Below are 26079 nucleotides of genomic sequence, written 5' to 3' on the forward strand. Positions count from 1 at the left end.
ATCGTGGCGGCGGTGATATCGCCGCCGCCACCTGCGCTGGGTATCCTTGCGCGATGAATCTGCCCGAACCGCCCGCCACCCAGGATCTGCCTGCGCCCACCCGGCCGGTGCGGTTCCGCTGGGCGTGGTGGCTGCTGGCCTATGCCAGCCTGGGCACCGGCATCGTCGGCATCTTCGTGCCGGGGCTGCCGACCACCGTATTCATCCTGATCTCGGCCTGGGCCGCCTCGCGCGGCTCCGAGCGCCTGCACGGCTGGCTGCTGCAGCACCCGCGCTTTGGCCCGGCCATCGCCAACTGGCAGGCACATGGTGCGGTCAGCCGCTACGGCAAATGGATGGCCACGATCACCATGGCGGTGTGTGCCGGCATCATGCTGTGGTGTGTGCCGGTGGCCTGGGTGAAGTGGTTCTCCATCGGCAGCATGACCGTGGTGGCGATCTGGCTGTGGACCCGTCCGCTGCCACCGGCCGATTGATCTCTGCCGCCGGGCATGGCCCGGCGCTACCACGGGTGCCGGATTGCGCTAGCGCCGGGCCATGCCCGGCGGATGCGTGGCGCGGCACCCTGCACCAACCGCTCAGCCGCCAATGGCTATACTCGGGGCATGAACATCCCCCATCGCAATGTCATCCTGATTCCGCTGGCAGCGGCCTCGCTGCTGTTCCTCGCCGCATGCGGCAACAAGGGCCCGCTGGTGCTGCCGCAGAAGCCGGTGCCGGTGGAAGAAACCGTCGAACCGGCCGCTGATGCCGACACCACGCCCGCTGCCACCCAGAGCACCGGTGACGGCAGTCCGTCGGTAACCCCGGACCCGGCCAAGAAGGTGGACTACGGGAATGAGTAAGGCCGGTTCCAACGGCCTGCGCTTCAGCAAGATGCACGGCGCGGGCAATGATTTCGTAGTGATCGACCTGCGCGACGGCACCCCGCCGCCCACCCCGGAACTGGCCGCGCGCCTGGCCGACCGCCATACCGGCGTCGGCTGCGACCAGATCCTGACCATCGAGCCACCGCGCGCCGAAGGCTCCGTCGCCTCGTACCGCATCTGGAACGCCGATGGTTCCAATTCCGAGCAGTGCGGCAACGGCGCGCGCTGCATCGCGGCCTGGCTGGTGCGCGAGGGCAGTGCGCAGGGCGATCGCTTCGTGATCGACAGCCCGCTGGCCAGCCACGCCGTGGATGTCCTCGGCGATGGCCAGTACGCGGTGGCGATGGGCGTGCCGCTGTTCGAACCGGCGCAGGTGCCGCTGATCGGCTTCGCCCACCCGCGCGAGGAATACCTGCTGCCACTGCAGGGTGAGACCGTGCGCTTCGCGGCGGTGTCGATGGGCAATCCACACGCGGTGATCGAAGTGGGCCTGGTCGACGCCGCACCGGTCGAGCGCGTGGGCGGATTGCTGCAGCAGCATGCCTCGTTCCCGAAGTCGGTGAACGTGGGCTTCGCGCAGGTAATGGGCCCGGAGCATGTGCGCCTGCGCGTGTTCGAGCGCGGCGTGGGTGAAACCCTGGCCTGCGGCAGTGGCGCCTGCGCGGCTGCGGTGACCCTGATGCATCGCGGCCGCCTGCAGCGCGATGCGCGCATCAGCCTGCCCGGAGGCGACCTGCGCATCCAGTGGCCGGGCGATGGCCAGCCGGTGGTGATGGCGGGCCCGACCGCATTCGTCTTCGAAGGGGAGTGGATCGCATGACTGAGACCGTCGACAAGCTCGGTGCCCATGAAGTCGCCGCCTGGTTGCGGCGTCATCCGGGCTTCCTCAAGCAGTTCCCGGACCTGGCGCTGACCCTGGTGGTGCCACGCGATGACGGTCCGACCGCATCGCTGGCCAGCTACCAGCTGGAAGTGCTGCGCGAGAAGAACCGCGAGCTGGCGCGACGGTTGGCCGACCTGGGCGCGACCGCGCAGGTCAACGAGCGGCTGGCGGTGCGCACGCATCAGCTCACCCTGGCCCTGATGAAGCAGGACAACGCCGCCGATACGCTGCGTGCGATGGCGGCGTCGCTGCAGGAAGATTTCGCAGGCGATCTGGTGCGGCTGGTGGTGCATGCGCCGGTGGCCGGGCTGGAGCAGGCCGAGTGGCTGCAGGTGCTGGCTGCCGATGATGCGCAGCTGGGCCCGTTCCGCGACTGCTTGAAGGATGGCGAGCCGATCTGTGGCCGCCTGCAGAGCGACAAGAACGCGGTGCTGTACGGCGCGCGCAGCGAGGAAGTGCAGACTACCGCGCTGCTGCCGTTGCCGGGCGTTGGCTTGATCGCGGTAGGCAGCCATGATCCGAACCGCTTCTATCCCGGCATGGGCACGCTGTTCCTGCGGATGATGGGCGAGGCCCTGGTGACCGGGCTCAAGCGCTTCGCGGATTGAGCGGGAAACGACGACGATGAGCGCGGTGCAGGCGTTCCTGCAGCACCTGCAGGTGGAGCGGCGGATGTCGGCGCATACGCTGGATGCCTACCGCCGCGACCTGGACGCATTGTCGGTGTGGGCCGAACCCCGCGGCGTGGCCGTGGAGGCGCTGGATACCGACGCCGTGCGCCAGTTCGTTGCCGACGAACACCGCCGTGGCCTGTCGGCCAAGAGCCTGCAGCGCAGGCTGTCGGCCTGCCGCAGTTTCTACGCCTGGCTGCTCAAGCATGGCCGTATCGAGGCCAGCCCGGCAGCCACGCTGAAGGCGCCGCGCGCACCGAGACGATTGCCTCAGGTACTCGATGCCGACGAAGCCGTGCAGCTGGTTGAACTGGAACCGGAAGGCGAGCTGGGTCGTCGTGACCGCGCGCTGCTGGAACTGTTCTATTCCTCCGGCCTGCGCTTGAGCGAAGTCTGCGCGCTGACCTGGCGCGATCTGGATTTCGCCAGTGGCCTGGTCAACGTGATGGGCAAGGGCAACCGGCAACGTCGCGTTCCCTTCGGAAAGCCGGCACGCGAAGCGCTGCTGACCTGGCGCAGCGAAAGCGGCGGTGGTGCCGCCACACCGGTTTTTCCCGGCCGCAACGGGCCGATCAGCCAGCGCGCGGTGCAGATCCGCATCCGCCAGCTGGCGCAGCGCCAAGGCCTGTTCAAGCACGTGCACCCGCACATGCTGCGGCACAGTTTCGCCAGCCACATCCTGGAATCCTCCGGCGACCTGCGCGGTGTGCAGGAACTGCTCGGCCATGCCGACATCGCCACCACGCAGATCTACACGCACCTGGACTTCCAGCACCTGGCCAAGGTCTACGATGCGGCGCACCCGCGCGCGAAACGCCGCAAAGACCCGCCAGACAAGGGGGGGTAGCGCCGGGCCATGCCCGGCGAGCGCGCAGCGCGGGCTGCGTCGCATGCACGACACATGGACCGCACAGCCGCCGGGCATCGCCCGGCGCTACCGGAACGGCCGCCGCTTGATCTGGATCAGGGCAGCGTAGCGGCGACCGGCGCATCGTGGCCGCAGGCCACGAAGCGATACCGACCATGGCAAAGCCCATTCCGCTGCGTCCCAAGCACCCCGAGCGCATCTGCTGGGGCTGCGACCGTTACTGCGCCGCCGACGCACTGGCCTGTGGCAACGGCTCAGGCCGCACCCAGCACCCCATCGAAACCCAGGGCGAAGACTGGTACGTGGCATGGGGCATTGAGCCGAATCCGGACCGCCCTTCGCAGGCCAAGCGCTGAACGGCAGCTATCGGCACGGGCTTGATCGCTTCGGCGGCTGTCCCCATGTCCCGTGAACAGCTATCGGAGGCCGCATGGACCCCAGTCAGAATCCCACCGTTTTCCACGCCACCACCATCGTCTGCGTTCGTCGCGGCGAGCACGTGGCCATTGCCGGCGACGGCCAGGTCACCCTCGGCCACACGGTGATGAAGGGCAACGCACGCAAGGTCCGCCGCCTCGGCCGCGATGGCCAGGTGCTGGCCGGCTTCGCCGGTGCCGCCGCCGATGCCTTCACCCTGTTCGAGCTGTTCGAAGCCAAGCTGGAAAAACACGGCCAGCTGCAGCGTGCTGCGGTGGAACTGGCCAAGGATTGGCGCACCGAGCGTCGCCTCGGCAAGCTTGAAGCCCTGTTGGCCGTGGCCGACAAGGAAACCTCGCTGATCATCAGCGGCACCGGCGATGTGATCGAGCCGGAGGACGGCATCATCGCCATCGGTTCCGGTGGTTCGTATGCACTGTCCGCTGCACGCGCGCTGATGGCGCACACCGAACTGGACGCACGCACCATCGCCAGTGAAGCGATCAACATCGCCGGCGACATCTGCATCTACACCAACCGCAACGTGGTGGTCGAGGAGCTGTGACGGGGAACCGTCACAGGCATTTCCGATCCGCCGGGCATGGCCCGGCGCTACCGACAACGAATCCGTGAGCACACCCATGCCGCACAAGATCGAAGTTTCCTCCGCCACCATGACCCCGCGCGAGATCGTGCAGGAACTGGACCGGCACATCGTCGGCCAGCATGACGCCAAGCGCGCGGTGGCCATCGCCCTGCGCAACCGCTGGCGCCGCATGCAGCTGCAGCCCGAGCTGCGCAACGAGGTCATGCCCAAGAACATCCTGATGATCGGCCCGACCGGCGTCGGCAAGACCGAGATCGCGCGCCGCCTGGCCACGCTGGCCAACGCGCCGTTCGTCAAGGTCGAAGCGACCCGCTTCACCGAAGTCGGCTACGTCGGCAAGGACGTCGAGCAGATCATCCGCGACCTGGCCGATACCGCCGTCAAGCTCTACCGCGAGCAGGCCAAGGTGCGCGTGCGCACGCAGGCCGAAGAGCGCGCCGAAGACCGCATCCTCGATGCGCTGCTGCCGCGCCGCAGTGGTGGCATCGGCTTCGACCCGGAGGCGGCGCGCAACGAACCGTCGGCCCAGGACAACGAGACCCGCATCAAGTTCCGCAAGATGCTGCGCAATGGTGAGCTGGATGATCGCGAGATCGAGCTCGACCTGACCGCCAACGTCAGCATGGACATCATGACCCCGCCGGGCATGGAGGAAATGGGCCAGCAGCTGAAGTCGATGTTCGCCAACCTCGGCGGTGGCGCCAAGGCGCACAAGCGTACGCTGACCATCAAGGCCGCGCGCCCGCTGCTGCAGGAAGAAGAAGCCGGCAAGCTGGTCAACGAGGACGATATCCGCACCGCCGCGATCGAAGCCTGCGAACAGCACGGCATCGTGTTCATCGACGAGATCGACAAGGTCGCCAAGCGGGGTGACGCAGGCTCGTCTGGCGGTGATGTCTCGCGCGAAGGCGTGCAGCGCGATCTGCTGCCGCTGGTGGAAGGTTCCAACGTGTCCACCAAGTACGGCACGATCAAGACCGACCACATCCTGTTCATCGCATCGGGCGCGTTCCACCTGGCCAAGCCCAGCGACCTGATCCCCGAGCTGCAGGGCCGCTTCCCGATCCGCGTGGAGCTGGGTGCGCTGAGCAAGGCGGATTTCGTGCGCATCCTGACCGAACCGAAGGCTGCGCTGACCAAACAGTACGAAGCGCTGTTGGCCACCGAAGGCGTCAAGGTCAGCTTCACCACCGATGCCATCGACCGCCTGGCCGAGATCGCGTTCCAGGTGAACGAGCGCCAGGAGAACATCGGTGCGCGTCGCCTGCACACCGTGCTGGAGCGACTGCTGGATTCGCTCAGCTACGAAGCGCCGGATCGCGATGGTGAAACCCTGGTCATCGACAGTGCCTATGTCGATGCGCACCTGGGTGAGCTGGTGCAGGATCCGGACCTGAGCCGTTACATCCTGTAACCGGGAATGCGAAAAGGCCGCCGAAAGGCGGCCTTTTCTTTGAGGTGCGTTGCCCTGGTAGTCGCCGACCTTGGTCGGCATACAAATGGCATGCCGACCAAGGTCGGCATCTACCGCTCCGGCAGCGGCTCCGGCACCGAACCCGGTACGAACACGCCTTCCTTCACGTAGGCGGCCAGGGTCATGTCCAGCGCCAGCATGCCATCGCGCTTGAGGTCCATCAGGTCCGGCTCGACCATCGCCCCATGCAGCACGCCGAGCACCGTGGCGTGCAGCATGCGCGCGGCTATCTTCGGATCGGCGCCGTCGCGCAGCTGGCCCAGGTCCTGTGCACGGCGCAGGGCACGTTCCATCCGGTCCAGGGCGTCGCGGAAACCGCTCTGCTGCAGTTCGGTCAGCACCCTGGTGTCGGCCGAGGCATCGCTGCGCAGCATGATCTCCATGGTCTTGCGCAGGCGCTCGTCCTCGGACAGCTCGATGAACGAATGGATCATCACCGCGCGCAGGTCATGCACCGGCGTGTCGCGCTGGTCGGTGGAGGTGCGCTCCAGCTCCTGCATGAAGGGCAGGTGCACCCGCTCGACGATCGCGGTCAGCACCTCGCCCTTGTTCTTGAAGTGCCAGTACACGGCGCCGCGGGTGTAACCGGCGCGGGCACCGATCATCTCCAACGTGGTGCGGGCCACGCCGTGTTCGTGAAAACAGGCTTCGGCGGCATCCAGGATGCCTTCGCGGGTTGCCTGGGTGTCCTCTTTGGTCTTGCGGGCCATGAGCGGGTACGGGTGCAGGTGAAACGTGGCTGAATTGTACCGCTTTACAAACAAACACGCATGTATGTATATTTCCTTCCCATCATTCCCGTCGTGTGCGTGGCAGGCCTGTCCTGGCTCCCACTCCACCCGGGTGGGCGCTGTTCGCGCGGTCTTCACTCCTGCAAGGGGAGGGTCCGTCGTATCAGCACCTGCTGAGATCCCTCCCTTCAAGAGCCATTCCCATCATGTTGCTGAGCCGAATCCGACCCTTCGCGTTGTCGCTGGCGATCGCTGCCACCGTCGCTGCCTGCGGCGGCCAACCCCAGGCGCCCGAACAGGGGCCGGGTCAGGTCAGCGTGGTCACGCTGAAATCCGAAACCGTCGGCCTGACCCGTGAGCTGCCGGGCCGCACCAATGCCTTCCTGGTGGCCGAAGTGCGCCCGCAGGTCAACGGCATCGTCGCCAAGCGGCTGTTCACCGAGGGTGGGATGGTCAAGGCCGGCGAGCCGCTGTACCAGATCGAGGACGCCAGCTATCGCGCCCAGGCCAACAGTGCGCGTGCACAGCTGGCCCGCGCCGAAGCCACCGCCAATGCGGCGCGGCTGAGTGCCAAGCGCATCACCGAGCTGGCCAAGGTCGACGCGGTCAGCCAGCAGGATCTGGAAAACGCCGTGGCCGCGCAGAAGCAGGCCGAGGCCGATGTCGGCGCCGCCAAGGCATCACTGGATGCCGCCAACGTGACCCTCGGTTATGCGCGCATCACCGCGCCGATCAGCGGCCGCATCGGCAAGTCCAGCGTCACCCAGGGCGCGCTGGTCAGCGCCGGCCAGGCAACTGCGCTGGCGACCGTGCAGCAGCTGGACCCGATCTACGTCGACCTCACCCAGTCCTCGGCCGAGCTGCTGCAGCTGCGCCGCGAACTGGCCGCCGGCCGCCTGCAGGACAACCAGCAGACGCCGGTCAGCATCCTGATGGAAGACGGCAGCACCTTCGAACACAAGGGCACGCTGGAGTTCTCCGAAGTCAGCGTCGATCCGGCCACCGGCAGCTTCGCCCTGCGGGTCAAGGTCGACAACCCCGACGGCCTGCTGATGCCGGGCATGTACGTGCGCGCGGTGATCGGCGGCGGTGTGCGCAGCGACGCGGTGCTGGTGCCGATGCAGGGCATCGCCCGCGATCCGAAGGGCGATACCAGCGCGATGGTGGTCGGCAAGGACAACAAGGTCGAAGTGCGCCCGGTCAAGGTCAGCCGCACCGTCGGCGACAAGTGGCTGGTCGAGGACGGCCTGAAGGCCGGTGACAAGGTCATCGTCGAAGGCCTGCAGAAAATCGGCCCGGGCATGCCCGTGAATGCCACCGAACAGGGCGTCGCCCCGGCCAAGCCGGCCGCCGCCCAACCTGCAGCTGCGGCCGCAGGCGCGAAGTAAGCGGAGAACCCCATGGCACGTTTCTTCATCGATCGACCCATCTTCGCGTGGGTCATCGCGATCATCATCATGCTCGCCGGCGGCCTGGCCCTGTTCAAGCTGCCGATCTCGATGTACCCCAACGTCGCACCGCCGGCGGTGGAAATCAGCGCCAGCTACCCGGGTGCTTCGGCCAAGGTGGTCGAAGACTCGGTGACGCAGATCATCGAGCAGAACATGAAGGGCCTTGATGGCCTGATCTACTTCTCCTCCAACAGCTCGTCCAACGGCCAGGCCACCATCACCCTGACCTTCGAGAGCGGGACCAACCCCGACATCGCCCAGGTGCAGGTGCAGAACAAGCTGCAGCTGGCGATGCCACTGCTGCCGCAGGAAGTGCAGCGGCAGGGCATCAACGTGGCCAAGTCCAGCTCGGGCTTCCTGAACGTCATCGCGTTCGTGTCCGAAGACGGCAGCATGGATGCCAACGACATCGCCGACTACGTCGGTTCCAATGTCGTGGACCGTCTCAGTCGCGTGCCGGGCGTGGGCAACATCCAGGTGTTCGGTGGCAAGTACGCCATGCGCATCTGGCTGGACCCGAACAAGCTGCACACCTACGGCATGTCGGTGCCGGAAGTGGTTGCCGCGGTGAAGGCACAGAACGCGCAGGTGGCCATCGGCCAGCTGGGTGGTGCGCCGTCGGTGAAGGGCCAGCAGCTCAACGCCACCATCAACGCGCAGTCGCGCCTGCAGACCCCGGAACAGTTCCGCAACATCATCGTGCGCGGCGCGCAGGACGGTGCCGAACTGCGCCTGGGCGACGTTGCCCGCGTCGAGCTGGGCGCCGAGTCGTACGACTTCGTCACCCGCTACAACGGTCAGCCGGCCAGCGGCCTGGCGGTCACCCTGGCCACCGGCGCCAACGCGCTGGATACCGCGGCCGGTGTCGATGAAACCCTGAAGGAACTGGAAGGCTTCTTCCCGGCCGGCCTGAAGGCCGAGATCCCGTACGACACCACCCCGTTCGTGCGCGTGTCGATCAAGGGCGTGGTGCAGACCCTGCTCGAAGCGATCGTGCTGGTGTTCGTGGTGATGTACCTGTTCCTGCAGAACTTCCGCGCCACCCTGATCCCGACCATCGCCGTACCGGTGGTGTTGCTGGGTACCTTCGGCGTGCTGTCGGTGCTGGGCTTCTCGGTGAACATGCTGACCATGTTCGCGATGGTGCTGGCCATCGGCCTGCTGGTGGACGATGCCATCGTGGTGGTGGAGAACGTCGAGCGCATCATGTCCGAAGAGGGCCTGTCGCCGCTGGAAGCCACCCGCAAGTCGATGAGCCAGATCACCGGTGCGCTGGTGGGTATCGGCCTGGTGCTGTCGGCGGTGTTCGTGCCGATGGCCTTCATGAGTGGCTCCACCGGTGTGATCTACCGGCAGTTCTCGGCGACGATCGTGTCGGCGATGGCGTTGTCGGTACTGGTGGCGATCGTGCTGACGCCGGCGCTGTGCGCGACCATGCTCAAGCCGCTGAAGAAGGGCGAGCACCATGTCGCCCATCGCGGTTTCGCCGGTCGCTTCTTCAACGGCTTCAACCGCGGCTTCGACCGTACCAGTGAAAGCTACCAGCGCGGCGTGCGCGGCATCCTGCATCGCCCGTGGCGGTTCATGGGCATCGTCGCTGCGCTGTTCCTGCTGATGGGCGTGCTGTTCGTGCGCCTGCCCAGCTCGTTCCTGCCCAATGAAGACCAGGGCGTGCTGATGGCGCTGGTGCAGGCACCGGTGGGCGCAACCCAGGAGCGCACGCTGGAATCGATCGCCGCGCTCGAAAAGCACTTCATGGAAAACGAGAAGGGTGCCGTCGAATCGGTGTTCTCGGTGCAGGGCTTCAGCTTCGCCGGCATGGGCCAGAACGCGGGCATGGCCTTCGTCAAGCTGAAGGACTGGAAGGATCGTGACGCCGACAATGGCGTGATGCCGATCACCGGACGTGCGATGGCTGCACTGGGGCAGATCAAGGATGCCTTCATCTTTGCCTTCCCGCCGCCGGCCATTCCGGAGCTGGGTACGGCTTCGGGCTACACCTTCTTCCTGAAGGACAACAGCGGCCAGGGCCATGAGGCATTGCTGGCGGCCCGCAACCAGCTGCTCGGCCTGGCGGCCGGCAGCAAGAAGCTGGCCAACGTGCGTCCGAACGGCCAGGAAGACACTCCGCAGTTCCGCATCGATATCGATGTGGCCAAGGCCAGCTCGCTGGGCCTGTCGATCGACCAGATCAACACCACCCTGGCCACCGCGTGGGGCAGTTCGTACATCGATGACTTCATCGATCGCGGCCGCGTCAAGCGCGTGTTCGTGCAGGCTGACCAGCCGTTCCGCATGGTGCCGGAGGACTTCGATCTCTGGTCGGTGAAGAACGACAAGGGTGAGATGGTTCCGTTCAGCGCCTTCGCCAGCAAGCAGTGGGACTACGGTTCGCCGCGCCTGGAACGCTACAACGGCGTGTCGGCCACCGAAATCCAGGGCGAACCGGCCCCGGGCGTGGCGTCCGGTGATGCCATGGCCGAGATCGAACAGCTGGCCAAGCAGTTGCCGGCGGGCTTCGGCGTCGAGTGGACGGCGATGTCCTACCAGGAGCGCCAGGCGGGCTCGCAGACGCCGCTGCTGTACACGCTGTCGCTGATGATCGTGTTCCTGTGTCTTGCCGCGTTGTACGAAAGCTGGAGCGTGCCGACCTCAGTGCTGCTGGTGGCGCCGCTGGGCATCCTCGGTGCGGTGCTGGCCAATACCTTCCGTGGCATGGAGCGCGACATCTATTTCCAGGTGGCGATGCTGACCACGGTGGGACTGACCAGCAAGAACGCGATCCTGATCGTCGAGTTCGCCAAGGAGCATCTGGAGAAGGGCGCGGGGCTGATCGAAGCGACGATGCACGCGGTCCGCGACCGTCTGCGCCCGATCATCATGACCTCGCTGGCCTTCGGCATGGGCGTGCTGCCGCTGGCGATCTCCAGCGGTGCCGGCTCCGGCGCCAAGCAGGCGATCGGCACCGGCGTGCTCGGCGGCATGGTGGTTGGCACCGTGCTCGGCGTGTTCTTCGTACCGCTGTTCTTCGTCGTGGTGCAGCGCGTGTTCAAGAAGCGCAACGCCGCCGAGTGATGACAACCGGTAGCGCCGGGCCATGCCCGGCGAATGCCTCACCGCATAGTCGCCGGGCCCGGCCCGGCGCTACCACCGTGACCCCCAAGGTGTCGCTATGAAATTCTCTTCTCTTGCAGTATCCCTCGCCACCGCGCTGGCGCTCAGCGCGTGCGGCACCCTGGCGCCGAAGAACACCGCAGTGGCCCCGGCCATTCCGTCGCAGTGGCCGGCGGAAGCCGCACAGGGCGAAGTGGCCGATGCGGCCGCGGTCGGCTGGCGCGACTTCTTCACCGATGAGCGCCTGCAGCAGGTGATCGGCCAGGCGCTGGACAACAACCGCGACCTGCGCGTGGCCGTGCTCAACGTCGAGAAGGCGCGTGGCCAGTACCGCGTGCAGCGCGCTGACCGCGTGCCGGGCGTGGCCGTGACCGGGCAGATGGACCGCCGCGGCGGCGACGTGCCGGTGACCGAGCAGTTCAGCGCGGGCGTCGGCGTGGCCGAGTTCGAACTGGACCTGTTCGGTCGCGTGCGCAACCTGAGTGAAGCCGCGCTGCAGCAGTACTTCGCTGTAGCCGCCAACCGTCGCAATGCACAGCTGAGCCTGGTGGCCGAGACCGCCACCGCGTGGTTGACCTACGGTGCCGACCAGCAGCGCCTGGCGATCGCCGAAGCAACGGTGAAGACCTATGAAGATTCGCTGCGTCTGGCCGAAGCACGCCATGAGCGTGGCGGCAGTTCGGCGCTGGAACTGACCCAGACCCGCACCCTGGTCGAGACCGCGCGCACCGATGCCGCGCGTCTGCGCGGGCAGCTGGCCCAGGACCGCAACGCGCTGGCGCTGCTGGCCGGCGGCCAGTTGGATCCGGCACTGCTGCCGGACAGTATCGCGCCGCAGGTGCTTGCACTGGCACCGCCGCCGGCCGGCCTGCCCAGCGACGTGCTGCTGCAGCGCCCTGACATCATGGCGGCGGAACATCAGCTGCTGGCCGCCAATGCCAACATCGGTGCCGCACGCGCCGCCTTCTTCCCCAGCATCTCGCTGACCGGCAGCATCGGCAGTGGTTCGGGTGAACTGTCGGGCCTGTTCGACAGCGGCACGCGGGTGTGGAGCTTCCTGCCGAAGATCACCTTGCCGATCTTCCAGGGCGGCAAGCTGCGCGCGAACCTGGCAGTGGCCAACGCCGATCGCGATATCGCGCTGGCGCAGTACGAAAAATCGATCCAGAGCGGTTTCCGCGAAACCGCCGATGCGCTCGCATTGAATGTCAGCCTGGATGAGCAGGCCGCCTCGCAGCAGCGCCTGGTGGAAGCGGCCGAGCAGGCCAACCGTCTGTCGCAGGCACGCTATGACGCCGGCCTGGACAGCTTCGTCACCCTGCTGGATGCACGTCGTACCGCCTACAACGCGCAGCAGACACAGCTGCAGACGCAGCTGGCGCAGCAGTCCAACCGCATCACGCTGTACAAGGTGCTGGGCGGCGGCTGGCACGAGCGCGGGTAAGCCGCGCTGATTCCGGTAGCGCCGGGCCATGCCCGGCGGCTCTTCCACCCAATATTCAGGGCGCCTGAAGCAGACCGCGCTGCGCGCTCGCCGGGCATGGCCTGGCGCTACCGCATTGGCCAGCGGCACCACGCAAATGGATACTCATCCAACTGGTCGGTGAGTCCCGCTCGGATGGGATTGCCCAGGATGTAGAGAGCGTGACGTCTCAAGGCTTTCTCATGACGCACCGCATGGTCGAAGTAGCTGGGCTGCCAAAGCGGTGTATCCACGCCGAACTGTTGCCCCAACTGTCGGCTGCTGCGTGACTTCACCGTTCCCATCAGTCGGGCAAGCGTTCCACTGCGCAGTTGCACCAGCCAGTGGAGATGATCGGGCATGATGACCCAGGCATAGGAGTGGCTCATGCCTGCACGTTCCACGAACCGCAACGCTTCCAGCAGGCATGCGGCATGGTCGGGGTCTTCGAAAACCCGACGCCGCTGCCGTACGACAGTGGTGAGCACATAGCAGCTATCGACCCGGGAATCGCGGCCACGGGCGAGATGACGACTGGACATGAAGCCAGTCTGTGGGAACAACGTGTCTGCTCGTATCGGTAATCGCCACTGATTCTTGTGGGGATCGTCCAGTCTGCGCGCAGGTGGGATGCCATCCGTGTGTGGGCACTCCGGTAGCGCCGGGCCCTCCCCAGTGGCTCTTCCGCCCGACATTCAGGGTGTCTGAAGCAGACCGCGCTTCGCGCTCGCCGGGCATGGCCCGGCGCTACCCGAAGGTCGGGATCATCGGAGATCGTGCAGTTGCCGGCCAGCGGCCGACACTACCGGTCACACCGCTTCGTCATCCCGCCGCTCGGTGCGGCAGGAGCGTACCCGCGTCAGCGCGTCGCCGGCTTCGCGCGCCATCTTCTCGTACTCGGCGCGGATCTCTTCCAGACGCTCTTCGTCCAGTTCTTCCAGGTCCAGCAGCTCGTTGTTGGCCTCGGCAGTGGCGCGGATCAGTTCATCCAGCTTGATCTGCATCGCCGCCGTGTCCGAGTTCTGCGTGTGCTGGATCAGGAACACCATCAGGAAGGTGATGATCGTGGTGCCGGTGTTGATCACCAGCTGCCAGGTATCGTTGAACTTGAATATCGGGCCGCTGATGCCCCACAGCACGACGATCGCCACCGCGGCCAGGAAGGTCCACGGCGAGCCGGTGGCGGCCGCGGCCTTCTTGGCGATCGTATTGAACAGGTTCCTTGCGCTCATCGTCATCGTTCCACTGGAATGACGACGATCATCGGCACGTGGCCGTGCAGGTGCCGTGCAGTCGAGCGTGGGCTCAGGCGCGCAGGCGCGGTGCTTCCTGGCTGCGCACCGGGCTGGCCAGGTAGACGTGCTGCCAGCAGCGTTCGACGAATTCGCGGGCCTGTGCTTCGGTCAGGCGCGGCATGATCTGCAGGGCGTACTGGGTCTGGAACAGCTCATCGCGCTGCGCATTGCTGGCGCGTGGTTGGGTGATCAGCGAATCACAGGCGAACTTGATCCACGGCACATAGGTGCCGAACGAAGTGTGCGCGAGTGCGCCATCGGCGTGCTGGCGGCGCCAGTAATCCAGCTCCGCATCGACATTGATGACCGGGGGAATGGCGGGAACTTCAGCGTGCATGACGATCCAATCGGTTGAAGGTGAAAGGGAGTGGGGGCCCGTTACAGTCTGGCCCGGACGGTGGTGCATGCCGCGTCAGCGCGATGTGCAGCCAGCGTGGCGATGGCGCAGCAGCTGTGCGTGTTCAACCGCACCCAGGCGTTCGGCCATGCCGGCCATCGCATTGCACAGGCGCACCAGGTCGCGGGGATGATCGAGCAGCAGATCCTGCTGCATGTCCTGGTAGGCGCTCCAGAACGGGGCACTGCGCTGGTGCAGTGCGTATTGCTGCTGCAGTCGGTCCCAGATCGCGGCCAGGGCCGGGTCGCTGGGAGGACGTACGGCATGCGCTTGCATGGTCGACTCCAAGCCGGGGCGGGGGCCCCGGTTGCATTCCACCCTAGACGTGGCAGCGCAGCAGGATGTTAGTGGCGCGTGTGCACTGCACGCAGCTGACTGCGCAGCAGTTCACGTTGAAGCAGGCAGACGCTGCCGGCACAAGGGTGTGCCGGCACTGAAGCGTTCATCAAGGCGGGCTCATCAGCCGTGGCGGATGCTCATTCGCCGATGTCTTCGTTCCAGATTTCCGGATGTTGCGCAATGAAACCGCCCAACAGGTCCACGCATTCCTGGCTGTCCAGGTCGATCACGTTGACGCCGTTTTCGCGCAGCCAGTCGATGCCGCCCTGGAAAGTGCGCGATTCGCCGACCACCACCGTGCCGATGTTGAACTGCCGCACCAGGCCCGAGCAGTACCAGCACGGAGCCAGGGTGGTGACCATGATGGTGTCCTGGTAGCGGCGCTGGCGGCCGGCCTTGCGGAAGGCATCGGTCTCGCCATGCACGGACGGGTCGCCTTCCTGCACGCGGCGGTTGTGGCCGCAGCCGAGCAGGCGGCCGTCGTTGTGGTACAGCGCCGCGCCGATCGGCACGCCGCCTTCGGCCAACCCCTGGCGGGCTTCGGCAATGGCGGTCTGCAACAGGGCCTGGTAGTCGGGCGTGGTGATCATGCGGGGCTCCGGTAGGTCGTGGGGCGCCATGATACGGCCAGCGTTCCCCGCAGGGGCCCTGCGGTGCGATAATCGGGGGCATGAGCGAATCCCCCTACAAATCCGGTACCACCCATTTCGGGTTCCGCGACGTTGACGCCAAGGACAAGCAGAAGCTGGTCGGCCAGGTGTTCACGTCGGTCGCGCGCAACTACGACCTGATGAACGACCTGATGAGCATGGGCGTGCACCGGGCATGGAAGCGCTACTACGTAGCCACCGCGCAGGTGAAGCCGGGTGACCGCGTGCTCGACCTGGCCGGTGGCACCGGCGATATCGCCGCGCTGCTGAAGGAGCGGGTCGGTGCCGAGGGTTCGGTGGTGCTGGGCGACATCAACGCCGGCATGCTGTCGGTCGGCCGTGACCGCCTGACCAACCGCGGCCTGGTGCTCGGCTTGGACTACGTACAGTGCAACGCCGAAGCCCTGCCGTTCCCGGACAACAGCTTCGACCTGGTGACCATCGCCTTTGGTCTGCGCAACGTGACCGACAAGGACGCCGGCCTGCGCGAGATGTTCCGCGTGCTGAAGGTGGGCGGCCAGGCCCGTGTGCTGGAGTTCTCCGAAGTCACCGCGGACTGGTTCAAGCCGATCTACGACTTCCACTCGTTCAAGATCCTGCCGAAGCTGGGCAAGCTGTTCGCCAACGATTCGGACAGCTACCAGTATCTGGCCGAGAGCATCCGCAAGCATCCGCCGCAGGAAGAGCTGAAGGCGATGATGGGGCAGGCGGGCTTCGAGCGCTGCCACTACAAGAACCTGACCGGCGGCATCGTCTCGATCCACTCCGGCTACAAGCTGTAAGCCTCGCTTTGGTAGGTGCCAACCTTGGTTGGCACACGCCCGCCGCGAGCGGTGATGGATCCGTGCCAACCAAGGTTGGCACCTACCTGTAGATGCCGACCTTGGTCGGCATGGGCCCCCACCGCGCGCCCGCCGCCATTACCCCGCACCGCGCAACGCTTCCCGGCCGGGGGAGAGGTACCATTGGGGTTTGATCCCCGTAACGGTCCCGATTCATGCGCAATCCGCTGATGCTCCTTCCGTTGGCCGTGGCCCTGGCCGCCGGCTGCTCCCAGGAGGCGGCCGCACCCGCCGCCGCTCCGACTGCCCAGAAGGCTCCCGCCGCCCCCGTGAACGCCGAAAACCGCAGCCACGATGAAAGCTCGTACGCCGAGCCGGACAAGGTCGTCGTCAAGGACATCGCGCTGGATCTGAAGCTGGACTTCGACCAGAAGCAGATCGGCGGCACCGCCACCTACACCCTGGAATGGAAGCAGAAGGATGCCAAGCAGCTGGTGCTGGACACCCGCGAGCTGAGCATCGCCAAGGTCGAAGCGATCGCCGCCGACGGCGCGCGCAGCCCGCTGCAGTTCGTGCTGGCCCCGGTGGACAAGGTGTTCGGCAGCAAGCTGACCATCGAAACCCCGGACCAGCCGGCCAAGGTCGAGGTGACCTACCACACCGCACCGACCGCGTCGGGCCTGCAGTGGCTGGCGCCGTCGATGACCGAGGGCAAGAAGCTGCCCTTCATGTTCAGCCAGTCGCAGGCGATCCACGCCCGTTCCTGGGTGCCACTGCAGGACACCCCGAGCGTGCGCTTCACCTACAGCGCGCACGTGGTCTCGCGCCCGGACGTGATGGTGCTGATGAGCGCCGACAACGATCCCAAGGCCGCGCGTGACGGTGACTACACCTTCAAGATGCCGCAGCCGATTCCGTCCTACCTGCTGGCCATCGCCGCCGGCGACCTGGTGTTCGAGCCGATCTCCGGCCGTTCCGGCGTCTGGGCCGAGCCGACCATGGTCAACAAGGCCGCCAAGGAATTCGAAGACACCGAGAAGATGATCGGTGCCGCCGAAAAGCTGTACGGCGAATACCGCTGGGGCCGCTACGACATGCTGGTGCTGCCGCCGTCGTTCCCGTTCGGTGGCATGGAAAACCCGCGCCTGACCTTCGCCACTCCGACCGTGATCGTCGGCGACAAGTCGCTGGTCTCGCTGGTCGCCCATGAACTGGCACACAGCTGGTCGGGCAACCTGGTGACCAACGCCAGCTGGAAGGACATCTGGCTCAACGAAGGCTTCACCACCTACGTCCAGGGCCGCATCACCGAAGCCCTGTACGGCAAGGAGATGGCCGAGATGGAAAAGCAGATCGACCAGACCGATCTGCTGGCCGAAGTGAAGGACATGAGCCCGGCCGACCAGGCGCTGGCGCTGCCGCCGCTGAACGAGCGTGACCCGGACGAAGCCCTGAGCCAGGTGGCCTACGTCAAGGGTTCGTGGTTCCTGGAATTCCTGGAACAGCGTTTCGGCCGCGAAACCTTCGATCCGTTCCTGCGCGGCTGGTTCGATGACCACGCTTTCCAGAGCGCCAACACTGACCAGTTCGTCGAGTACCTGAAGAAGAACCTGCTGCCGAAGAATCCGTCGGCGGTCACCGAAGCCGAACTGAAGGCGTGGCTGGACGAGCCGGGCATTCCGTCGTTCGCGGCCAAGGCGCAGTCGCGCAACTTCAGCAGCGTCGATACCGCGCGCATCGCTTTCGCCAGCGCCGGCACCGTGCCGAGCAGCCAGGTGATCGCCGAGTGGAGCACCCAGGAGTGGGTCCGCTTCATCGACGGCCTGGGCGCCACCCAGCCGCTGGACAAGCTGGCCACGCTGGACAAGGCCTTCCACTTCACCGGCACCCCGAATGGCGAGATCGCCATGCGCTGGTACCCGCTGACCATCCGCAGCGGTTACGAGCAGGCCAATGAAGCGGCGGCTGCGTTCATCGAGCGTGTCGGTCGTCGCAAGCTGATCCTGCCGATCTACGCCGAACTGGTGAAGACCCCGAAGGGTCTGGAGCTGGCCAAGCAGGCGTTCGAAAAGGCCAAGCCGGGCTACCACCCGATCACCACCGCCTCGGTGCAGGACATGCTGGCCAAGGCTGAAGCGAAGTAAGAAAAAGCGCCGGGCACTGCCCGGCGCTTTTTTTGTAGAGTCGAGCCATGCTCGACGGGCTTTTCAACAGCAGTCGAGCATGGCTCGACTCTACAAAAAAGCGCAAACACGAAGGACCTCCGCCATGAAACGACTGATCCTGCTCACCGCCTGCACGCTGGCCCTGGCCGCCTGCAGCAACCCCGAGGAAGAACGCAAGGCGCAGGAGGCCGCCGCTGCCGCCGTGCAGGCGCAGAAGGAAGCCAAGGCCGAGGACGTGGCCAAGCAGTACGACACGGCCGTGGCCGCGCAGGACTGGGAACGCGCGCGCCTGCATGGCGCCTCGCTGCTGGACCAGTACAAGGACACCGCCGCCGCCGAGCGCATCGCCGCCGGCTTCGATGAGGTCAAGGCCAAGGGCGATGCCGCGCGCGACCTGCGCCGCATGCAGGGGCTGTGGCAGTACAACCAGATTCCGGTCGGCAACAAGGGCAACCAGGTGTCGGCACAGATCTTCAGCAAGGAACGGGTGGATGTGGATGGCAGCGGCGCGAAGCCGGTGCAGCTGGTGTTCCGCGATCACCCCGAATGGAAGCGTCATGCCTACCTGGTGCTGCAGGCCGGCGATTTCCGCTGCCCGCAGTGCACGGTGAAGGTCACGGTGGACGGTGGCAAGCCGATCTCCATGGCGGCATGGCGGCCGAAGACCGATGAGGCGATCGCCATGTTCATCACCGACCAGAAGGCGCTGTGGAAGCTGGCAGCCAAGGGCAAGTCGATCAGCATCGAATTCCCGGTCAAGGCCGGTGGCACGCGCACGGCCGTGTTCGAGACCGGTGGCGTGGATGCCAGCCGCATGCCGGCGTGGTGGCATTGACTGTGAATGCACGGGTGGCTGCGCCGGCGCTGTCGACGATCCGCCACTGGGTGTTCGACATGGATGGCACGCTGACCGTGGCAGTGCATGATTTCGCGCGGATCAAGCGCGAACTGGCGATTCCGCAGGAGGATGACATCCTCACCCACCTGGCTGGGTTGCCAGCCGCGGAGGCCAGCGCCAAGCATGCCTGGCTGCTGGCGCACGAGCGCGCGTTGGCCGCTGCGTCCCAGCCGGCGACGGGGGCGGTGGCGCTGGTGCGCACGCTGCAGGGCACCGGTTGCCGTCTGGGCATCCTGACCCGCAACGTGCGCAGCCTCGCGCAGGTCACCCTGCAGGCGATCGGGCTGGGCGACGTATTTGCCGAAGACGACATCATCGGTCGCGACGAGGCCGAACCGAAGCCTTCACCTGCCGGGCTGCAGTACTTCCTGCGGCGCTGGCAGGTGGAACCTTCGCAGGTGGTGATGGTGGGCGACTACCGCTTCGATCTGGAATGCGGCCGCGCGGCGGGCAGTCGCACGCTGCTGGTCAATGCCCCGGACAACCCGTGGCCCGGCATGGCCTGTTGGCACCTGGCCGATTGCGCGGCGGTGCTGGAGCGCTGGCGAGGCTAGCGCGGCGCCCTGTACGCGCTGTGGCGGGAATCTGGGCCCCGCCACGGCGGTCAACTCTCGACTGTCATCACAGTGTATTGTGCGAGGCCGGCTGGACGTTCTGCGAATGCCCGGCCGGGGGTGAAGCGGAGGCGGTTGGGGAACCGTCGCCGCTCACTGCCGCGGCCTGATCGAAGCCGCAGTAGGCGTTGAAGGTGCCGGCGGGTGGTTTCGCTGCGCTGGTGGTTGTGTCGGGTAACACGTTGTCCGGTGTGGCCCGCTGCCAAGGATGGGGCGTGGGTGTCCTTTGCTCCATTTCTGGATTCCTTTCATGCTCCGAGCTGTGTGGGTGTCGCTGTACCGGCGTCTGTGTCCGATTGCCGCCTTCTTCCTGTTTGGCCTGGTCGCCCTGTCGTTGTCGCGACTGGGGTTGGCGCTGTGGCACGCCGCGCGGGTCAGTGCTGCTGACGGCTGGGCCACGGTGTTCCTGCAGGGGCTGCGGGTGGATGTGTCGACCCTGTGCCTGCTGTACGGCATCCCGGCGGTGCTGGCGCTGCTGTTGCCGCTGGAAGGACGCGTGGGCCGCGCGTGGCGCCATCTGCTGCGGTGGTGGCTGATCCTGGCCAGCGTGCTGCTGGTGTTCATGGAGCTGGCCACGCCGAGCTTCATGGCCGAGTACGGCCTGCGCCCCAATCGCCTGTTCCTGGAATATCTGATCTATCCCGAAGAAGTCGGGATGACGCTGTTGCGCGGCCATCTGCTGGCCGTGGTGATCGAAGTTGCCGCGGTGGTCGTGCTGTTCTGGGCATTGCTTCGCGGCTCGCGGCGCTGGGTCGGCAACAGCCCGATGGTCGCAGTCGAAGCGGGATGGCTGTGGCGGCTGCCGTTGGCGTTCCTGGTGCTGCTGCTGGCGGCGCTGGGCGTGCGTTCCAGCCTGGGTCATCGGCCCTTGAATCCGGCACTGGTGGCGTTCTCGACCGACCCGACCATCAACGCCTTGCCGCTGAATTCGCTGTACACCGTCGGCTATGCCGCGCGGCAACTGGCGACCCGCAGCGAAACCTCGCGCGTCTACGGTGACCTGCCGCTGGCCGAGGTGGTCAGCGAACTGCGCGCCAGCAGCGGCCTGCCGGCATCGGCGTATGTCTCCGACGCATTGCCGAGCCTGGCGCTGCGTCCGCCGCAGTACCAGGGCAAGCCGCGCAATCTGGTGATCGTGCTGGAAGAAAGCCTGGGCGCGCAGTTCATCGGCAGTCTCGGCGGGCGGCCGTTGTCGCCCAATTACGACCGCCTGAGCACACAGGGCTGGGCGTTCGAGCGTCTGTATGCGACCGGCACGCGTTCGGTACGCGGCATCGAGGCGGTACTGACCGGATTCCCGCCGACGCCGGCCGAATCGGTGGTCAAGCTGCCCGCCAGCCGCCAGCGCTTCTTCACCCTGGCCGATGTGCTGGGGCGGCATGGCTACGACACCGGCTTCTATTACGGCGGCGAAAGCCACTTCGACAACATGCGCGAGTTCTTCCTCGCCAATGGCTTCAACCGCATCGTGGATCGCAAGGATTACCGCAAGCCGGCATTTGTCGGTTCCTGGGGGGCGTCGGATGAAGACCTGTTCGGCCAGGCCGACCAGCAGTTCCGGCAGCTGAAAGCGCAGGGCAAGCCGTTCTTCGGCCTGGTGTTCACCTCCAGCAACCACGATCCGTTCGAGTTCCCGGACGGCCGCATCGACCTGTACGAGCAACCGAAACAGACCCGCGACAACGCTGCCAAGTACGCCGACTACGCGCTGGGCGAGTTCTTCCGCAAGGCGATGGCCTCACCGTACTGGGAGGACACCGTGTTCCTGGTGGTGGCCGACCATGATTCGCGGGTGTTCGGCAAGAACATGGTGCCGATCGGCAATTTCCATATTCCCGGGTTGATCCTCGGCGGTGGCATCGAGGCGCGCCGCGATACCCGCATCGTCAGCCAGATCGATCTGCCGCCGACCCTGCTGTCACTGCTGGGCATTGCCGATCCCACCCCGACGGTGGGACAGGACCTGACCGACCTGCAGCGGCTGCAGCCGGGACGCGCGCTGATGCAGTACGACCGCAACCTGGCGTGGATGGAGGGCAACGATGTGGCCATCCTGCAGCCGGACAAGCCAGCGCAGGGCTTCCGCTATGACCCGGCCAGCGATCAGCTGCAGCCGCAGCCGTTGCGGCCGGAACTGGCACGACGCGCACATGCCTACGCGATGTGGGGCACGCTGGCCTACGAAAAAGAGCTGTACCGCTTGCCGGAGAAGGCCAAGCCCTGAGCTGGAGGTAGCGCCGGGCCATGCCCGGCGAGCGCGCAGCGCGGGCTGCATCCGGAGTCGAAGGTGTCTGGTCGGAAAGCCGCCGGGCATGGCCCGGCGCTACCAGAGCGGTGCCGGCCGCTGGCCGGCAGTGTCGACCAAGGTCGACACCCACCGAGCGGGTGCGCGGGCAGTTTGGTTACACGCTCAGCGCGTAACCGAACTGCTGCTTGAACTGCTCGTTGAACTCATCGAAGGTGAAGCGCTGGTTCTGGGTGCCCGGGTGCTCGACCTTCAGCGCGCCCATCAGGTTGCCCATGCGGCCGATGGTCAGCCAGTCGAAGCCCTTCTGGATGCCGTAGATCAGGCCGGCGCGGAAGGCGTCGCCACAACCGGTCGGATCGACCACGCGGCGCTCGTGCGCCGGCGGGATGTCGTAGCTCTTTTCCGGGGTGTGGATCACCGCGCCCTTCGGGCCACGGGTGGTGATGTAGGCCTTGACCCGGCTGACGATCTCTTTTTCGTTCCAGCCGGTGCGTTCCTGCAGCAGGTTCGACTCATAGTCGTTGACCACCACGTAATCGGCCTGCTCGATGAACTCGCGCAGTTCCGGGCCGTTGAACAGCGGCATCGCCTGGCCCGGGTCGAAGATGAACGGCACGCCGTCTTCGTGGAATTCCAGTGCGTTCTGGATCATGCCTTCGCGGCCGTCCGGGCCGACCAGGCCGAGGCTGACGCCCGGCACGTCGCGCACGTGGTTTTCGTAGGAACGCATCATCGCGCCCGGGTGGAAGGCGGTGATCTGGTTGTTGTCGTGGTCGGTGGTGATGAACGCCTGCGGGGTGAACAGCTCATCGATCACGCGCACGCGGGTGAGGTCGATGCCCAGTGCATCGAAGTGCTCGCGGTACGGGCCGAAGTCCGAACCCACCGTGCCCATCGGGATCGGATCGCCACCCAGCAGGTGCAGGTTGTAGGCGATGTTGCCGGCGCAGCCGCCGAACTCGCGGCGCATGCGCGGCACCAGGAACGACACGTTCAGGATGTGCACCTTGTCCGGCAGGATGTGATTCTTGAACTGGTCCGGGAACACCATGATGGTGTCGAAGGCAAGAGAACCACAGATCAGAGCGGACATCGATGTAAGCCTATGCGGTGAATTTTGGGATGGGCCGGCCCACTTCGGCAGGCAAGCAAACGGCGCCCTTGGGCGCCCGACGGCGCAAAGGTTACCCGCTGGTGCCGCTCAGGGCCAGAACCGGGTGATGCCCGATCAGGCCGAAAGCCTGTGAAGGCGCGGGTTCAGCTAGTTTTCTCCTTGCTCGGCGGCAGGCAGGTTGCTAGGCTTGTCGACCTCGATTTCTGCCCATTTTTTCGCCATCCCGCGTTGGGCGCGACACCCCTCAGGATCAACTCCCAGATGTTCAAGAAACTGCGCGGCATGTTCTCCAATGACCTGTCCATCGACCTGGGCACGGCCAACACCCTCATCTATGTGCGTGGGCAGGGAATCGTGCTGAACGAGCCGTCCGTGGTCGCGGTGCGCCAGGATCGCGCCATTGGTGGTACCCGGTCGGTGGCAGCCGTTGGCGCCGAGGCCAAGCAGATGCTCGGCCGTACCCCGGGCCACATCACCACCATCCGCCCGATGAAAGACGGCGTCATCGCCGACTTCACCTACACCGAGGCGATGCTCAAGCACTTCATCAAGAAGGTGCACAAGTCGCGCTTCCTGCGCCCGAGCCCGCGCGTGCTGGTCTGCGTGCCGGCCGGCTCGACCCAGGTCGAGCGCCGCGCGATCAAGGAATCGGCCGAGGAGGCCGGTGCCCGTGACGTGTTCCTGATCGAAGAGCCGATGGCGGCCGCGATCGGCGCCGGCATGCCGGTCACCGAGGCCCGTGGCTCGATGGTCATCGACATCGGCGGCGGCACCACCGAAGTGGCGGTGATCTCGCTCAACGGCATCGTCTATTCCGCCTCGGTGCGCATCGGCGGCGACCGCTTCGACGAATCGATCACCAACTACGTGCGCCGCAACCACGGCATGCTGATCGGTGAAGCCACCGCCGAGCGCATCAAGGTCGAACTGGGCTGTGCCTACCCGCAGGCGGAAGCGATCGAGATGGAAATCTCCGGCCGCAACCTCGCCGAGGGCGTGCCGAAGATGATCAAGATCAGCTCCAACGAAGTGCTTGAAGCGCTGCACGAGCCGCTGTCGGGCATTGTCAGCGCGGTCAAGCTGGCACTGGAACAGACCCCGCCGGAACTGTGCGCCGACGTCGCCGAGCGCGGCATCGTGCTGACCGGTGGTGGCGCCCTGCTGCGCGACATGGACCGCCTGATTTCCGAGGAAACCGGTCTGCACGTGCAGGTGGCTGACGACCCGTTGACCTGCGTGGCCCGCGGTGGCGGTCGTGCGCTGGAACTGGTCGACATGCACGGCAACGAGTTCTTTGCGCCGGAATAAGCCGTCCCGGCTGCCTGCGCCCGCAGCGCCCCTCCGGGGTGCGGCCCGCCACATCGGCGGGTCGGCACCGGCGGGGCGCCCGCGTGTTTCCCTTCCGCCTTCTGCCAGTTGAATCGCTGCCGTGCCGCCCTACGCCGGACCTCCCGTCGCTTCCCGATCCGGTGATGCCGCCAGCCCGCTGCGGCTGCTGGCCTATCTCGCACTGGCAATCACCTTGATCGTCCTCGACGACCAGGCCGGCTGGCTGGCGCGTCTGCGCGAGCAGGCCAACAGCCTGGTGCAGCCGGTGTGGGCCCTGGCCGGCCTGCCCGGCAAGCTCGGCGGGCAGGTGCGGGATACCGCCGCAAGCCACGGCCAGCTGGTGACCGAGAACCGCGAACTGCGCAACCAGCTGCTGCTGGCCAACGCCCGCCTGACCCGCCTGCAGACCGCCGCGCTGGACAACGCCCAGCTGCGCGAACTGCTGAACGTGGCCGAGCGCAGTGGCCTGGACGTGCAGCTGGCGCCGATCCTGGACATCGACCTGGACCCGGTCAAACAGCGCCTGGTGCTGGACGCCGGCAGCCGCGAAGGCGTGCACGTCGGCCAGGCGGTGATCGATTCCGGCGGCCTGATGGGCCAGGTGATCAGCGTGACCGCGGGCAGCTCCACCGTGCTGTTGCTGACCGATCCCGACCACGCGGTGCCGGTGACCGTGGCCCGCAATGGCGTGCGCCTGATCGTCTACGGCCGCGGCGACAAGCTGGAACTGCGCGACATCCCGCTCAGCGCCGGCGTGGAAGTAGGCGATGAGATCGTCACCTCCGGCCTTGGCGGTCGCTTCCCGGCGGGATTCCCGGTCGGCACCATCACCGGGCTGCGCCCGGACGATACCCATGCCTTCCTGGTGGGCGAACTGAAGCCGGCCGCGCAGCTTGATCGCGGCCGAGACGTGCTGCTGCTGCGCCCGGGCGCAGCGATCCGCATTCCGCCGAACCTGCGCCTGCAGATGGAACAGGCCGCTCCCGGTGGCCCGGCCGATGCCACAGCGCTGCCGACCGGCGCCGCGCCGACGGCGCCTTCGACGGCGCAGCCCACCCGGGTAGTGCCGGCCGCTGGCCAGCAACCGTCCTCGTCTTCGACGGGGACGGCTGCCCCCACACCTTCGGCGACGCAAAGCTCTCCGGTAGTGCCGGCCGCTGGCCGGCAACCGCAGCAAACTCAACCTCAGCCGACCACACCGGAGGCGCAACGATGAGCCGCCTTCGCGACAACCGCTGGGTGCTGCCGGCCAGCGTGGTGGTGGCCCTGCTGCTGGGCCTGCTGCCGTTGCCGGCGCTGCTGCAGCCGCTGCGTCCGTATTGGCTGGCATTGGTGCTGGCCTACTGGGTGATCGAAGCGCCCGAACGCGTCGGCCTCGGCATCGCCTTCGCCAGCGGCGTCGTCGCCGACCTGCTGTATGGCGGGGTGCTGGGCGAACAGGCGCTGCGGCTGGTGATGCTGGCCTTCATCCTGCAGCGCTTCCGCGCACGCATCCGCTTCTTCCCGATGTCGCAGCAGATGCTGGCCATCGGCGGCCTGCTGTTCAACGACCGCATCGTCAGCGCGCTGGTCCACATCATGGTGGGCGAGCCCACCCTGCCGTGGTCGTACTGGTGGGCACCGCTGCTCGGCATGGGCCTGTGGCCGCTGGTGTTCGTGCTGCTGGATGCGGTGCGCTTCGGCAAGCGCGGGCGCTGAGCC

Annotated in this window: 26 protein-coding genes; 19 read left to right on the plus strand and 7 right to left on the minus strand. The window is 66.5% G+C overall.

Going from position 1 to position 26079, the window contains the following annotated elements:
- Nucleotides 1-53 precede the first annotated feature (53 nt).
- From H3005_RS00885 to hslU, 8 genes are all read left to right on the plus strand, one after another.
- Complete coding sequence (locus tag H3005_RS00885) at nt 54-476, plus strand: YbaN family protein (protein WP_180165578.1); 423 nt, start codon at nt 54-56, stop codon at nt 474-476.
- Between the two features lie 129 nt (nt 477-605).
- Entirely contained in the window at nt 606-845 is a 240-nt protein-coding gene (locus tag H3005_RS00890; RefSeq protein ID WP_191077413.1) for a lipoprotein, read from the plus strand.
- Entirely contained in the window at nt 838-1689 is an 852-nt protein-coding gene (gene dapF / locus H3005_RS00895) for a diaminopimelate epimerase (RefSeq protein WP_191077414.1), read from the plus strand. Before H3005_RS00890 ends, dapF begins: the two co-directional genes overlap by 8 nt.
- On the plus strand, nt 1686-2360 hold the full coding sequence (locus H3005_RS00900) for a DUF484 family protein (RefSeq protein ID WP_100462415.1): 675 nt from the start codon (nt 1686-1688) through the stop codon (nt 2358-2360). The genes dapF and H3005_RS00900 overlap by 4 nt, the downstream gene beginning before the upstream one ends.
- A gap of 16 nt (nt 2361-2376) precedes the next feature.
- On the plus strand, nt 2377-3270 hold the full coding sequence (xerC, locus tag H3005_RS00905) for a tyrosine recombinase XerC (protein ID WP_089236976.1): 894 nt from the start codon (nt 2377-2379) through the stop codon (nt 3268-3270).
- A 176-nt stretch (nt 3271-3446) separates the two neighbouring features.
- Nucleotides 3447-3647, plus strand: coding sequence for a DUF3079 domain-containing protein (locus H3005_RS00910; RefSeq protein WP_032976581.1), 201 nt, complete (start codon nt 3447-3449; stop codon nt 3645-3647).
- A gap of 74 nt (nt 3648-3721) precedes the next feature.
- On the plus strand, nt 3722-4273 hold the full coding sequence (hslV, locus tag H3005_RS00915; protein ID WP_025877284.1) for an ATP-dependent protease subunit HslV: 552 nt from the start codon (nt 3722-3724) through the stop codon (nt 4271-4273).
- Between the two features lie 76 nt (nt 4274-4349).
- A complete protein-coding gene (hslU, locus tag H3005_RS00920; RefSeq protein WP_100553593.1) occupies nt 4350-5729 on the plus strand; it encodes an ATP-dependent protease ATPase subunit HslU in 1380 nt (459 codons plus the stop codon).
- 110 nt (nt 5730-5839) lie between these two features.
- Here the strand turns inward: hslU and smeT are convergent, their stop codons facing one another.
- The gene (smeT, locus tag H3005_RS00925; RefSeq protein ID WP_100553592.1) at nt 5840-6499 is read right to left on the minus strand and encodes an efflux transporter SmeDEF transcriptional repressor SmeT; all 660 of its coding nucleotides are present in this window, start codon (nt 6497-6499) and stop codon (nt 5840-5842) included.
- Nucleotides 6500-6726: 227 nt separating this feature from the next.
- Here smeT and smeD point away from each other — a divergent pair, with 227 nt between their 5' ends.
- The 3 genes from smeD (at nt 6727) to smeF (ending at nt 12529) form a co-directional block, all read left to right on the plus strand.
- Complete coding sequence (smeD, locus tag H3005_RS00930) at nt 6727-7908, plus strand: multidrug efflux RND transporter periplasmic adaptor subunit SmeD (RefSeq protein ID WP_089236968.1); 1182 nt, start codon at nt 6727-6729, stop codon at nt 7906-7908.
- A 12-nt stretch (nt 7909-7920) separates the two neighbouring features.
- Nucleotides 7921-11046 carry a multidrug efflux RND transporter permease subunit SmeE gene (gene smeE, locus H3005_RS00935; protein ID WP_191077415.1) on the plus strand — a complete coding sequence of 1042 codons (3126 nt, stop codon included), beginning with the start codon at nt 7921-7923 and terminating at the stop codon, nt 11044-11046.
- 97 nt (nt 11047-11143) lie between these two features.
- Nucleotides 11144-12529, plus strand: a complete 1386-nt coding sequence (gene smeF, locus H3005_RS00940; protein WP_100553589.1) for a multidrug efflux RND transporter outer membrane subunit SmeF — start codon at nt 11144-11146, stop codon at nt 12527-12529.
- Between the two features lie 107 nt (nt 12530-12636).
- Here smeF and H3005_RS00945 read toward each other — a convergent pair whose 3' ends face one another.
- From H3005_RS00945 to H3005_RS00965, 5 genes are all read right to left on the minus strand, one after another.
- Nucleotides 12637-13089: a transposase gene (locus H3005_RS00945; protein ID WP_100554210.1), complete on the minus strand. Its 453-nt coding sequence runs from the start codon at nt 13087-13089 to the stop codon at nt 12637-12639.
- 267 nt (nt 13090-13356) lie between these two features.
- The gene (locus H3005_RS00950; RefSeq protein ID WP_100553588.1) at nt 13357-13779 is read right to left on the minus strand and encodes a low affinity iron permease family protein; all 423 of its coding nucleotides are present in this window, start codon (nt 13777-13779) and stop codon (nt 13357-13359) included.
- A 73-nt stretch (nt 13780-13852) separates the two neighbouring features.
- The gene (locus H3005_RS00955; protein WP_089236961.1) at nt 13853-14179 is read right to left on the minus strand and encodes a hypothetical protein; all 327 of its coding nucleotides are present in this window, start codon (nt 14177-14179) and stop codon (nt 13853-13855) included.
- A gap of 75 nt (nt 14180-14254) precedes the next feature.
- Nucleotides 14255-14515: a hypothetical protein gene (locus tag H3005_RS00960; RefSeq protein ID WP_089238112.1), complete on the minus strand. Its 261-nt coding sequence runs from the start codon at nt 14513-14515 to the stop codon at nt 14255-14257.
- 200 nt (nt 14516-14715) lie between these two features.
- Complete coding sequence (locus tag H3005_RS00965) at nt 14716-15168, minus strand: nucleoside deaminase (RefSeq protein ID WP_005411083.1); 453 nt, start codon at nt 15166-15168, stop codon at nt 14716-14718.
- An 80-nt stretch (nt 15169-15248) separates the two neighbouring features.
- Between H3005_RS00965 and ubiE the strand changes: the two genes are divergently transcribed.
- The 5 genes from ubiE to H3005_RS00990 all read left to right on the plus strand — a co-directional run bounded on the left by ubiE (nt 15249) and on the right by H3005_RS00990 (nt 21911).
- Entirely contained in the window at nt 15249-16010 is a 762-nt protein-coding gene (gene ubiE, locus H3005_RS00970) for a bifunctional demethylmenaquinone methyltransferase/2-methoxy-6-polyprenyl-1,4-benzoquinol methylase UbiE (protein WP_025877269.1), read from the plus strand.
- A gap of 215 nt (nt 16011-16225) precedes the next feature.
- Complete coding sequence (locus H3005_RS00975; RefSeq protein ID WP_089236959.1) at nt 16226-18154, plus strand: M1 family metallopeptidase; 1929 nt, start codon at nt 16226-16228, stop codon at nt 18152-18154.
- Between the two features lie 124 nt (nt 18155-18278).
- A complete protein-coding gene (locus H3005_RS00980) occupies nt 18279-19010 on the plus strand; it encodes a hypothetical protein (RefSeq protein ID WP_191077416.1) in 732 nt (243 codons plus the stop codon).
- The gene (locus tag H3005_RS00985) at nt 19001-19627 is read left to right on the plus strand and encodes an HAD family hydrolase (protein WP_331273722.1); all 627 of its coding nucleotides are present in this window, start codon (nt 19001-19003) and stop codon (nt 19625-19627) included. Before H3005_RS00980 ends, H3005_RS00985 begins: the two co-directional genes overlap by 10 nt.
- 310 nt (nt 19628-19937) lie before the next feature.
- Entirely contained in the window at nt 19938-21911 is a 1974-nt protein-coding gene (locus H3005_RS00990) for an LTA synthase family protein (protein ID WP_191077417.1), read from the plus strand.
- Nucleotides 21912-22089: 178 nt separating this feature from the next.
- Here the strand turns inward: H3005_RS00990 and H3005_RS00995 are convergent, their stop codons facing one another.
- Nucleotides 22090-23028 (minus strand): carbohydrate kinase family protein, encoded by a 939-nt coding sequence (locus H3005_RS00995; RefSeq protein WP_049463859.1) that lies wholly within the window; start codon nt 23026-23028, stop codon nt 22090-22092.
- 282 nt (nt 23029-23310) lie between these two features.
- On the opposite strand from H3005_RS00995, the gene H3005_RS01000 reads away from it, so the two are divergent.
- The 3 genes from H3005_RS01000 to mreD all read left to right on the plus strand — a co-directional run bounded on the left by H3005_RS01000 (nt 23311) and on the right by mreD (nt 26076).
- Complete coding sequence (locus H3005_RS01000; RefSeq protein ID WP_025877255.1) at nt 23311-24357, plus strand: rod shape-determining protein; 1047 nt, start codon at nt 23311-23313, stop codon at nt 24355-24357.
- A gap of 121 nt (nt 24358-24478) precedes the next feature.
- Nucleotides 24479-25594, plus strand: coding sequence for a rod shape-determining protein MreC (gene mreC / locus H3005_RS01005; RefSeq protein ID WP_191077418.1), 1116 nt, complete (start codon nt 24479-24481; stop codon nt 25592-25594).
- On the plus strand, nt 25591-26076 hold the full coding sequence (gene mreD, locus H3005_RS01010; protein ID WP_099820622.1) for a rod shape-determining protein MreD: 486 nt from the start codon (nt 25591-25593) through the stop codon (nt 26074-26076). Before mreC ends, mreD begins: the two co-directional genes overlap by 4 nt.
- Nucleotides 26077-26079 lie beyond the last annotated feature (3 nt).

The organism is Stenotrophomonas sp. Br8 (assembly GCF_014763005.1).
GTDB classification, from domain to species: Bacteria; Pseudomonadota; Gammaproteobacteria; order Xanthomonadales; family Xanthomonadaceae; genus Stenotrophomonas; species Stenotrophomonas lactitubi.

What these genes read in the sequence shown, in the direction of transcription:
- H3005_RS00885 (WP_180165578.1), top strand. Translation starts at nt 54, where the DNA reads ATGAATCTGCCCGAACCGCCCGCCACCCAGGATCTGCCTGCGCCCACC.
- H3005_RS00890 (WP_191077413.1), top strand. Translation starts at nt 606, where the DNA reads ATGAACATCCCCCATCGCAATGTCATCCTGATTCCGCTGGCAGCGGCC.
- dapF (WP_191077414.1), top strand. Translation starts at nt 838, where the DNA reads ATGAGTAAGGCCGGTTCCAACGGCCTGCGCTTCAGCAAGATGCACGGC.
- H3005_RS00900 (WP_100462415.1), top strand. Translation starts at nt 1,686, where the DNA reads ATGACTGAGACCGTCGACAAGCTCGGTGCCCATGAAGTCGCCGCCTGG.
- xerC (WP_089236976.1), top strand. Translation starts at nt 2,377, where the DNA reads ATGAGCGCGGTGCAGGCGTTCCTGCAGCACCTGCAGGTGGAGCGGCGG.
- H3005_RS00910 (WP_032976581.1), top strand. Translation starts at nt 3,447, where the DNA reads ATGGCAAAGCCCATTCCGCTGCGTCCCAAGCACCCCGAGCGCATCTGC.
- hslV (WP_025877284.1), top strand. Translation starts at nt 3,722, where the DNA reads ATGGACCCCAGTCAGAATCCCACCGTTTTCCACGCCACCACCATCGTC.
- hslU (WP_100553593.1), top strand. Translation starts at nt 4,350, where the DNA reads ATGCCGCACAAGATCGAAGTTTCCTCCGCCACCATGACCCCGCGCGAG.
- smeT (WP_100553592.1), bottom strand. Translation starts at nt 6,499, where the DNA reads ATGGCCCGCAAGACCAAAGAGGACACCCAGGCAACCCGCGAAGGCATC.
- smeD (WP_089236968.1), top strand. Translation starts at nt 6,727, where the DNA reads ATGTTGCTGAGCCGAATCCGACCCTTCGCGTTGTCGCTGGCGATCGCT.
- smeE (WP_191077415.1), top strand. Translation starts at nt 7,921, where the DNA reads ATGGCACGTTTCTTCATCGATCGACCCATCTTCGCGTGGGTCATCGCG.
- smeF (WP_100553589.1), top strand. Translation starts at nt 11,144, where the DNA reads ATGAAATTCTCTTCTCTTGCAGTATCCCTCGCCACCGCGCTGGCGCTC.
- H3005_RS00945 (WP_100554210.1), bottom strand. Translation starts at nt 13,089, where the DNA reads ATGTCCAGTCGTCATCTCGCCCGTGGCCGCGATTCCCGGGTCGATAGC.
- H3005_RS00950 (WP_100553588.1), bottom strand. Translation starts at nt 13,779, where the DNA reads ATGAGCGCAAGGAACCTGTTCAATACGATCGCCAAGAAGGCCGCGGCC.
- H3005_RS00955 (WP_089236961.1), bottom strand. Translation starts at nt 14,179, where the DNA reads ATGCACGCTGAAGTTCCCGCCATTCCCCCGGTCATCAATGTCGATGCG.
- H3005_RS00960 (WP_089238112.1), bottom strand. Translation starts at nt 14,515, where the DNA reads ATGCAAGCGCATGCCGTACGTCCTCCCAGCGACCCGGCCCTGGCCGCG.
- H3005_RS00965 (WP_005411083.1), bottom strand. Translation starts at nt 15,168, where the DNA reads ATGATCACCACGCCCGACTACCAGGCCCTGTTGCAGACCGCCATTGCC.
- ubiE (WP_025877269.1), top strand. Translation starts at nt 15,249, where the DNA reads ATGAGCGAATCCCCCTACAAATCCGGTACCACCCATTTCGGGTTCCGC.
- H3005_RS00975 (WP_089236959.1), top strand. Translation starts at nt 16,226, where the DNA reads ATGCGCAATCCGCTGATGCTCCTTCCGTTGGCCGTGGCCCTGGCCGCC.
- H3005_RS00980 (WP_191077416.1), top strand. Translation starts at nt 18,279, where the DNA reads ATGAAACGACTGATCCTGCTCACCGCCTGCACGCTGGCCCTGGCCGCC.
- H3005_RS00990 (WP_191077417.1), top strand. Translation starts at nt 19,938, where the DNA reads ATGCTCCGAGCTGTGTGGGTGTCGCTGTACCGGCGTCTGTGTCCGATT.
- H3005_RS00995 (WP_049463859.1), bottom strand. Translation starts at nt 23,028, where the DNA reads ATGTCCGCTCTGATCTGTGGTTCTCTTGCCTTCGACACCATCATGGTG.
- H3005_RS01000 (WP_025877255.1), top strand. Translation starts at nt 23,311, where the DNA reads ATGTTCAAGAAACTGCGCGGCATGTTCTCCAATGACCTGTCCATCGAC.
- mreD (WP_099820622.1), top strand. Translation starts at nt 25,591, where the DNA reads ATGAGCCGCCTTCGCGACAACCGCTGGGTGCTGCCGGCCAGCGTGGTG.